The organism is Bacteroides coprosuis (genome assembly GCF_020741705.1).
GTDB classification, from domain to species: Bacteria; Bacteroidota; Bacteroidia; order Bacteroidales; family Bacteroidaceae; genus Bacteroides_E; species Bacteroides_E coprosuis.
Map to the genome: position 1 here is coordinate 1 of NZ_DYYK01000065.1, position 4,996 is coordinate 4,996.

Here is a 4,996-nt window from a genome sequence, read left to right on the forward strand (position 1 = left end):
TGACAGAGAAAGGTCTTTATGATAAAATATTGTTTGAGAAATACACTCAAGAAGAATTAAAACAAGCAGGAGATTATATTAAACCAGAAAGAGATTTACTGTTTGATTATGCAGGAGTAAATCAATTAAAAGATAGATATTTAGTAACAGATAAAGATAAATCTATTTTAGAATTACCACAAGAAAGATTTATGACAATGGCTTTACACTTATCTTCTGTAGAAAAACAATCAGATAGATTAAAACATGCTTTCGATTTATATGACAGATACTCTAAATTGCAAATATCAAGTGCAACCCCTACATTTATGAATAGTGGGACACCTCAAGGGGCGTTAAGCTCTTGTCATGTTATTACTTTTGAAGATAGCTTAACAAGCATATTTGATAGTATTAGTACAGTAGCAGAGTTTTCTAAACAGGGAGCTGGTTTAGGGACATATTTAGGCAAAATACGCTCTAACGGTTCAGATATTAGAGAGAATGTAGGAGCTTCCAGTGGTATTATCCCATGGATTAAAATATTAGATAAGACTTTAGAGTCAGTTAATCAGCTCGGTCAAAGGGCAGGTGCAGGTGCAGTTTATATAGATATTTGGCACGCAGATTTAGAAATGTTTTTAGATTTACAATCTCCAGTCGGAGACCAAAATATGAGAGCTTACAATGTTTTTCCTGGACTAACCGTACCAGATGAATTTATGAGACAAGTTAACAAACGAGGAGATTGGTATTTATTTGACCCTCATCAAATTAAAAAAATAATGGGCTTTAGTTTGGAAGATTATTATGATAAGAAAAAGCTGAAAGATAAAGAAGTTCCAAATAAAGAAGACCATGCTTGGACTTATAGATATTACCAATGTGTAGACAATGGAGAACTTACCAAAAAACGTATTCCAGCTATTGATATTATGAAAAAAATATTAAAACAACAGCTAGAAAAAGGTAAAATGTTTATGTTTTATCGTGATACAGTGAATAGAGATAACCCAAATAAACACGCAGGTATTATATACAGTTCTAATCTTTGCACCGAGATCGCTCAGAACATGTCTGCATCAGAAATGACTACTCAAACTATCTCTACAGAGGAAGGAGATATTGTAGTTGAGTATAATTCAGGGGATATGGTAACATGTAATCTGAGTGCGTTAGTGTTAAATAATATTGATGTAGAAGATGACAAAGAATTAGAAGAAGTCATTAAAACTCAAGTAAGAGCTTTAGATAATGTGATATCATTACAAAGACTAACAGTTCCGGATGCTATAATTACTAATAATAAATATAGAGCTATAGGCTCTGGAACACAAGGTATCGCTGCATTATTAGCAAGCAAAAACATTATGTGGGACTCAGAAAAAGCTATTGATTATGTTGATAAATTAGAAGAGAAAATAATGTTATATACAATTAAAGCCAGTGCACAACTAGGAAAAGAAAAAGGCTCTTATGAAGTATTTGAAGGGTCTCAATGGAACACTGGAGAATGGATTGATAGACGATTAGATAAAACAACATTAGATGAATGGGCAGAAGTAAAAGAGCTGGCTAAAGGTCATATGAGAAATGCTTATGTAAGAAGTCCAATGCCTACAGGTGGTACATCTATATTAATGGGCTCAACTCCAGGCGTAGACACTATTTTTGATGTTATATATCAAGATGGTAAGGCTAACGCTCTACTACCTATTGTAGTACCTAATCTTACATCAAGAACATGGTTCTATTACAAACCAACTATGAAAATGGAATATGAAGAAGAGAAACAATTAGCTCATATGTGGTCAATCCTTCAAAACGAGAAACGACAACAGTGGGTAGACCAATCAACTTCTTTCAACTTATATATTCCAACAGGTTTACAGGTTAAACACTTACTTCGTATGCATATGGAAGTATGGGAACGTGGAATTAAAACAACTTATTATGTTCGTTCATGGGATAGTAAACAAGAAGAAGCATGTCTAGCATGTTCAGCATAGTATTGACAATTGGATAGCCTTGTGCTATCCTTATATTATAAATTAGTTCAAAAGGAGAATATGTAAAATGGAATTAGAAAAACAAGTCAGAATTTATAACATTGAAAGACCAAACTCAAATGAGAGAATGTTTGATGAACAGTCAGGTATTTTGAACTGGAACAATATTTCCAACAACTCATACTATGACTTCTTAAAAACACTTCGCCAAAAATTCTGGATCCCCTCAGAAGTATCGGTAGTTAAGGATTATTCAGACTGGCAAAACAAGATGTCAGATACAGAAAAGAAAATGTTTAAACGTGGAGTAGGTATTTTAGCAAGTCTTGATAGTGTGGCTACAATGTACGATTATCATGCTTCTCAATATATTAAAGACCCTGCTATTAAATCTTTAATGGCTATGATTGCTTATAATGAAACTATTCATAATGAAAGCTATTCTTATGTACTATCTTCTATTGTATCAGATGAAGAAGCAAGTGAAGTATTCAACTATCCTAAAGAAGACCCATTTATGATTAAGCGTAATGAGAGAATTATGGAAGAGCTAAATAGATTCATTGATAACCCTACAGTAGAAAACTTTGTAAAGGCTCAGGTGTCTAATGCAGTATTAGAAGGCGTATCATTTACTAATGGATTCACCCCTTTCTACCACTTGGCTCGTAATGGGAAAATGTTTGGAATGTCAGAAATTATTGAATATATTCAAGCAGAGGAACAGATTCACTCAATGGTACAAGGGACTATTGTTAGAGATGTTTTAACACAGTATCCAGAAGACAATACAGAAGAGCTTACAGAATGGATTTATGATTTTGTTAGAGAGATTGTATTACATGAACAAGAATATTGTAAAGATTTATACAAAGATATTGATGATATTGACATGTATGAAGTTATTAAATATATTGAATACAGAGCTAATATTATCCTAGATAACTTAGGATTGTCCAAGATATTTGACACTAAAAAGAACCCTATGTCATGGATTAATGCTTTCGACCCTCAGAATAGAAACAGAAAGAAAGAAGACTTCTTTGAGAAGCGTGAGAAAAACTATGAATTAACTTCAGGAGACAATGGCTGGGATGATTTATAATGAAAATATTAATGGTAGGGTTCTCTAAAACAGGGAACACCTACATGTTTATGGATTATTTAAAACAATTCAATAGTGATATAGAAGAATATAGATTTAATATAAAAGAAGACGTTAACATTGACATATCTCCTTATGATTTAATAATTGTTGGAACAAACACTTGGGGGGATGGTAAAATACCTTCCAATTGTAAACAATTTATCATTGACAATGCTTTAAAATATAAGAAAGATTGGATTGTATTTGGAACAGGGAATAGTATCTTCGCTAATTTTTGTGGAGCTGTTGACGGCATTTGTAAGATATTGAAAGATACTGATAACAATATACTTTATACTTTTAAATACGAACAAAGATTTATTGAAGAAGATTTGGATTTAGAAGATAAAAAAATAGTAAATAATATCATTGACACAATCAACCCCTAGTGATATACTGGGGGTATACTTATAAAGGAGGAATTATTTATGGATATGATGTCCCAAGGATTGATGTATTTTATAATATCTTTGATTATTATGATAATATTTATTTTTATAATTAAGAAAATGGAAAAGCGGGAGGAAAAACAACAAGAACAAGAGACTACCGTTTCTGGTATGGTATTAGAGCCAAAGCGTGTTGAACCAGATATTGAAGAAAAATTAAATAATATAAAAAAAGAAGCTGCTTTAAAATCTATAAGAGGATTTAGAGAAAGGGCTACGTCATTCTCTCCTATTGAATTAATTAATGGGGTTGAAGTTACAGTTATTAAAAATACCTTAAATGAAACAATTGACAGGGTAACAAATAGACAATATACACAGGAGTTAAGTTGCTTAAAGATTGAGTTTTATCTTGATGAAATATACCACTGTGAAACTATATACGGTGAATTTAGTTTTCCATACGATGGATATTATATTAATGGATATGAAAAGTATAGTTTAGAAGAGTTGCAAGGATACGATTGGATTATAAGTGAAATGTTCAGCATTGTAGAAGAAAAGAAAAAACAGATTCATAAAGAAAAACTAAAAGATATAGAAGTCAAATACAGTATACTTTCACATGATTTAGTAAAAAATAATTAATAATCCCATTGACAAAGGGGTATACATATGGTAAGATAGTATTATAAATAAATAAAGGAGAGATATTTATGGGTTCAAATTTTAAAAATTTAAGTAAAGATAATTTAATACAAAAATTTAAAAATCTACATAAGTTAAAAGTACAAATAGATGAATGTAATTTTAACGCTAAATTAAACCCTGTTAATAACGCAAAAATATTCACTATTTATCATACAATAGAAAACACTAACATGAATGCAGCAGACATGTATAATATGATGAAAGCTTTGCAACATCAATTAAAAGAACAAGAGAATGAAACTATACAAAGAAAAAAAGAGAATGCTCAAAGACATTTTGACAACTCTGGAGGAATAAAAAAATACTTAGCTATGAAAAATTATCTTACTGATATTGGAGTGAATGTTCATGAAATCAATTAATATTATGTACTTGGAAATGAAAGATTTATATGGAAGCATTGAAATGATGAAAGAAGAATGTAAAAAAGTAGACAAAGAATGGAATAAGTTATTAACAGAGATTAAGAATGCAACTTTTAACGCTGCACAAGGAGCTCAATTATACAAGAGGACTCAAGAGTTTTTACAAGAGAGAAGATTGTTGAAGATGCAAATGGAAGAATTGAAGAACCAATATATTGTTTTAGGAGGTGATGAAAAACTAAAAGAGCTCGAAGAATTTCAGGATATTACAAAAGTTGGAAATAAAAAAGGAATTAAAAAAAGACAAGCTGATTATTTTTACAATTTTAGGGAAGATATTAAAGAAGAGGTATCAAATATGTATCATGTAACAAAATAAAAACTAGGAAGTAGGCT

The 4,996-nt window shown here is 30.8% G+C and carries 6 protein-coding genes; all 6 read left to right on the forward strand.

Annotated features, from left to right (window positions below; genetic code table 11):
* Positions 1 to 1,988: ribonucleoside-diphosphate reductase subunit alpha (locus K8V80_RS03785; protein WP_276775558.1), on the forward strand; the 1,988-nt coding region annotated here is incomplete at its 5' end.
* Between the two features lie 67 nt (positions 1,989 to 2,055).
* Positions 2,056 to 3,093: a ribonucleotide-diphosphate reductase subunit beta gene (locus K8V80_RS03790; RefSeq protein WP_276775560.1), complete on the forward strand. Its 1,038-nt coding sequence runs from the start codon at positions 2,056 to 2,058 to the stop codon at positions 3,091 to 3,093.
* A complete protein-coding gene (locus K8V80_RS03795) occupies positions 3,093 to 3,524 on the forward strand; it encodes a flavodoxin domain-containing protein (RefSeq protein WP_276775562.1) in 432 nt (143 codons plus the stop codon). The genes K8V80_RS03790 and K8V80_RS03795 overlap by 1 nt, the downstream gene beginning before the upstream one ends.
* Before the next feature lie 120 nt (positions 3,525 to 3,644).
* The gene (locus K8V80_RS03800) at positions 3,645 to 4,172 is read left to right on the forward strand and encodes a hypothetical protein (protein WP_276775564.1); all 528 of its coding nucleotides are present in this window, start codon (positions 3,645 to 3,647) and stop codon (positions 4,170 to 4,172) included.
* 68 nt (positions 4,173 to 4,240) lie between these two features.
* Entirely contained in the window at positions 4,241 to 4,597 is a 357-nt protein-coding gene (locus K8V80_RS03805; RefSeq protein WP_276775566.1) for a hypothetical protein, read from the forward strand.
* The gene (locus K8V80_RS03810) at positions 4,584 to 4,979 is read left to right on the forward strand and encodes a hypothetical protein (RefSeq protein ID WP_276775568.1); all 396 of its coding nucleotides are present in this window, start codon (positions 4,584 to 4,586) and stop codon (positions 4,977 to 4,979) included. Before K8V80_RS03805 ends, K8V80_RS03810 begins: the two co-directional genes overlap by 14 nt.
* The last annotated feature ends 17 nt before the right edge of the window (positions 4,980 to 4,996 follow it).

What these genes read in the sequence shown, in the direction of transcription:
- K8V80_RS03795 (WP_276775562.1), top strand. Translation starts at nt 3,093, where the DNA reads ATGAAAATATTAATGGTAGGGTTCTCTAAAACAGGGAACACCTACATG.
- K8V80_RS03805 (WP_276775566.1), top strand. Translation starts at nt 4,241, where the DNA reads ATGGGTTCAAATTTTAAAAATTTAAGTAAAGATAATTTAATACAAAAA.
- K8V80_RS03790 (WP_276775560.1), top strand. Translation starts at nt 2,056, where the DNA reads ATGGAATTAGAAAAACAAGTCAGAATTTATAACATTGAAAGACCAAAC.
- K8V80_RS03800 (WP_276775564.1), top strand. Translation starts at nt 3,645, where the DNA reads ATGGAAAAGCGGGAGGAAAAACAACAAGAACAAGAGACTACCGTTTCT.
- K8V80_RS03810 (WP_276775568.1), top strand. Translation starts at nt 4,584, where the DNA reads ATGAAATCAATTAATATTATGTACTTGGAAATGAAAGATTTATATGGA.